Annotated in this window: 3 protein-coding genes and 1 pseudogene; 2 read left to right on the top strand and 2 right to left on the bottom strand. The window is 74.0% G+C overall.

The window, feature by feature from the left end; genetic code table 11:
* Positions 1-999: pseudogene (locus CCR97_RS29615) on the top strand (hypothetical protein); the annotation flags it as partial.
* A gap of 139 nt (positions 1,000-1,138) precedes the next feature.
* Here CCR97_RS29615 and CCR97_RS29610 read toward each other — a convergent pair.
* The gene (locus CCR97_RS29610; protein ID WP_244670747.1) at positions 1,139-1,885 is read right to left on the bottom strand and encodes an SDR family oxidoreductase; all 747 of its coding nucleotides are present in this window, start codon (positions 1,883-1,885) and stop codon (positions 1,139-1,141) included.
* A 97-nt stretch (positions 1,886-1,982) separates the two neighbouring features.
* On the opposite strand from CCR97_RS29610, the gene CCR97_RS29605 reads away from it, so the two are divergent.
* The gene (locus CCR97_RS29605) at positions 1,983-2,891 is read left to right on the top strand and encodes a LysR family transcriptional regulator (protein WP_111360405.1); all 909 of its coding nucleotides are present in this window, start codon (positions 1,983-1,985) and stop codon (positions 2,889-2,891) included.
* On the opposite strand, the gene CCR97_RS29600 is transcribed toward CCR97_RS29605, so the two are convergent.
* Positions 2,854-3,315 (bottom strand): DUF6456 domain-containing protein (locus tag CCR97_RS29600; protein ID WP_201160170.1); only part of this gene is annotated, 462 nt, incomplete at its 5' end. The two genes, CCR97_RS29605 and CCR97_RS29600, sit on opposite strands and share 38 nt — an antisense overlap.

Genomic DNA, 3,315 nt, shown 5'->3' with positions numbered 1-3,315 from the left:
CGCGGCGACGAGCGCGAGGAGCGCGGCGAGCGCGGTCCGATGGTGGCGCGCACGCCGGCCGGCGATGCCGGGACGGGCGAGGCGGGGACGGGCGAGCCCGAGGGCGAGGACGAATCCGACGGCGACGAGGCGGAGGGCGAGGGCCAAGCGTCCCGTCACGACGCCGAGGGTGACGGAGAGAACGGCGACGGCGGACGTCGGCGTCGCCGCCGCGGTCGCCGCGGTGGCCGGCGCAATCGCCGGCAGGACGGCACCCCGGGGCCACTCGGCGGTCCGGAGCCCGGCTTCGACCTGGTCGAGCCCGAGCTCGCCCACGCCATCGAGGATTTCGGCGGCCCGCGGCTCGGCGAGGAGATCCCGTCCGGCGAGCAGCCCGAGCTGCCGGCGTCGGCCGACGCCGGGACGGGCCGCGAGACGGCGCCGATGGCGCCCCCGTTCCCGCCGCAGGTGCGGGACGAGAGCGACGTGCCCGCCGCCCCCGTGACCGGCGGCGCCCGGTCGGGCATCGACGAGATCGGCCCCGAGAACCTGCCCGAGCCGGAGGCCGGGTTCGACGCGCCGCTGCGGCCGGAGCCGCGTCGCGGCCGCGGTCGCAGCCGTCATGTCGACGCGCCCCCGCCGCCGCCGGATTTCGGCCCGGTCGATCCGCCCGAGCCGCTGCAGGCGCTCGCCCCCGAGTCGGTCGAGCAGGCCCCGGTCGCTCAGGCGCCCTCGCGCATTCCGGCCCCCGAGCCGGTCGCGGCCGAGCCGACCGCGCCCGAGCCGCCGCGTCGGCGCTCGACGGTGCGCGAGCCGGTGTCCTTCGTGCTCGGCGGCAACGGTTCCTCGTCGGCCAACGGCGACGCGACCCCGCGTCCCGTCGAGCCGGCCCCCGCGCCGAGCGAGCCGGCACCGGCGCCCGAGACGTCCGCGCTCGCCCAGTCCTCTCCCGAGGCCGAGTCGAGCAAGCCGCGCCGCACCGGCTGGTGGGCCCGCAAGCTGCTCGGCGACAAGAGCTGACCTTCAACCACGGCGGGCGGCCCGGGTCGCCCGCCGATCTCACGAAAAACCCCGCCGTGCGTCGCAGCGCGGCGGGGTTCTTGTTGTCCGGGGTCCGGCGGGGCGCGCCAGAGCCGAAGGTCGCGATCAAAGGTCGGGATCAGAAGTCCTGGGAGGTCGGGCGCAGCACGATCTCGTTCACGTCGACATCGGCCGGCTGCTCGATCGCATAGGCGATGGCGCGAGCGACCGACGACGCCGGGATCTGGCTGGTCCTGTAGAACTCCTCGACGAAGGCGCGGCTCGCCGCGTCGCTGCTGCCGAACTTCAGCTCCGACTCGACCGCGCCCGGCTCGATGGTCGTCACCCGGATGGTCCGGCCGACCTCGTGCCGCAGCCCGTCCGAGATCGCCCGCACGGCGAACTTGGTGCCCGAGTAGACGGTGCCGCCCGGGCTGAACACCTTGATGCCGGCGACCGAGGAGATGTTCACGACGTGGCCCGAGCCCTGTCGCTCGAACACCGGCAGCGCGGCGGCGATGCCGTACAGCAGCCCCTTCACGTTGATGTCGATCATCCGGTCCCACTCGTCGGTCCGGCGCTGGGTCATCGGCGCGATCGCCATCAGGCCGGCATTGTTCACGATGACGTCGAGCCGGCCGAAATCCGCCACCACGTCGGCGACGAGCTTGTCGACCTGCTCCTTGCGGGTGACGTCGACCGTGTAGGCCTTCGCCGTGCCGCCGGCCGCCGCGATGTCGGCGACGATCGCCGCGAGCTTGTCGGTGCGACGCGCCGCCAGCGCCACCACGGCGCCGCGCGCCGCGAGATGCCGGGCCGTCGCCTCGCCGAGCCCGCTGCTCGCGCCCGTGATCACGACGACCTTGCCGGTGATGTTCTGGTCCATGGATGCCTCCGTGTGTTGCGTGAGGCGATACATAGATCGAGCCGCTGCATCCGCCCAGATTGACAATGAACGACACAATGGTGAGTAAGCTTCACCAATGAATCACCGCTGGGCCGACCTCGCCGCCTTCGTGGCGGTCGCCGATCACCTGAGCTTCCAGCGCGCCGCGGCGGAGCGCGGCGTCACCCGCTCGGCGCTGAGCCATGCCGTCAAGGGGCTGGAGCAGGACCTCGGAGTTCGGCTGCTCAACCGCAACACCCGCAGCGTGTCGCTGACCGAGGCCGGCCGCCTCCTGCATGCCCGGCTGAAGCCGGCCTTCGGCGACGTCGCCCAGGCGATCGAGGAGGTGAACCGCTTTCGCGACACGCCGGCCGGCACGATCCGGATCACCGTCCCGCGGCCGGTCGGCCTCGCCGTGATGGGTCCGGTGATCGCCCGCCTGGTGCGCGAAAACCCCGGGCTCGCCATCGAGGTGTCGTCCGACGACGCGCTGGTCGACATCGTCGCCGCCGGCTTCGACGCCGGCATACGATTCGGCGAGCGGCTGCAGCAGGGCATGATCGCCACCCGCATTCCCCTGCCGATGCGCTTCGCCGTGGTCGCCGCGCCGTCCTACTTCGACGACCGCCCGCGGCCCGAGCGCCCGGCCGACCTGCACGGCCATCGCTGCATCCGCTACCGCTTCCCGAGCGGGGCGACGTTCCCGTGGGAGTTCGAGAAGGACGGCGAGACCGTCACGGTGGCGGTCGACGGCCCGGTGATCGTCGACGATCAGGAGCTGATCGGCGAGGCGGCCCTCGCCGGCGCCGGCCTCGCCTTCGCGTTCGAGGACCGGGTGCGGTCCCATCTCGCCAGCGGCGCGCTGGTGCGGTGCCTGGAGGATTGGACGCCGCGCTTCGACGACGTGTTCCTCTATTATCCGCACCGCGCCTACATGCCGGCCGGCCTGCGCGCCCTGATCGACATCCTCAAGGACCCGCGGCGTCAGGACCCGCGGGGTCCCTGACGTCGGCCCGCCAGGCCCGCAGCGGTGCTCCCGCCCGACCGCGCGCCGTGGCGGCGAGCCCGTAGTGGCGGGCCAGCCGGTCGAGCCCGAGCTGCAGCACCACCTTGGCCGAGCGGGCCGGCCAGCCGCGCTCGCGCTCGATCTCCTCCAGCCCTTTGAGGAAGCAGCAGACGTCGAGCAGCAACCCGGAGAACTCGCGTCCCGTCGCCCGCAGCGCCGCGGCGAGGCGCTGCCGGGCCGCCAGCACGGCGTCCGTCATGGCGGCCGGCCCCCCTCCTCCGCCCGACGCGCCCGGCGCGAGGGCGGCCGTCCAGTCGACCGTCACGCGGGGCCCGATCTGGGCGAAGGTGAAGTCGGCGCGCAGCCGCTCGCCGGCGAGCAGCTGCACCGGCTCGATCATGGCGCGGCCGTCGCGCCCCTTGCG

The sequence above is a fragment of the Rhodoplanes elegans genome (assembly GCF_016653355.1).
Classification (GTDB): Bacteria; Pseudomonadota; Alphaproteobacteria; order Rhizobiales; family Xanthobacteraceae; genus Rhodoplanes; species Rhodoplanes elegans.
Note: the sequence above shows the minus strand (reverse complement) of the source record. Positions and strands in the feature narration are given on the sequence as shown.

What these genes read in the sequence shown, in the direction of transcription:
- CCR97_RS29610 (WP_244670747.1), bottom strand. Translation starts at nt 1,885, where the DNA reads ATGGACCAGAACATCACCGGCAAGGTCGTCGTGATCACGGGCGCGAGC.
- CCR97_RS29605 (WP_111360405.1), top strand. Translation starts at nt 1,983, where the DNA reads ATGAATCACCGCTGGGCCGACCTCGCCGCCTTCGTGGCGGTCGCCGAT.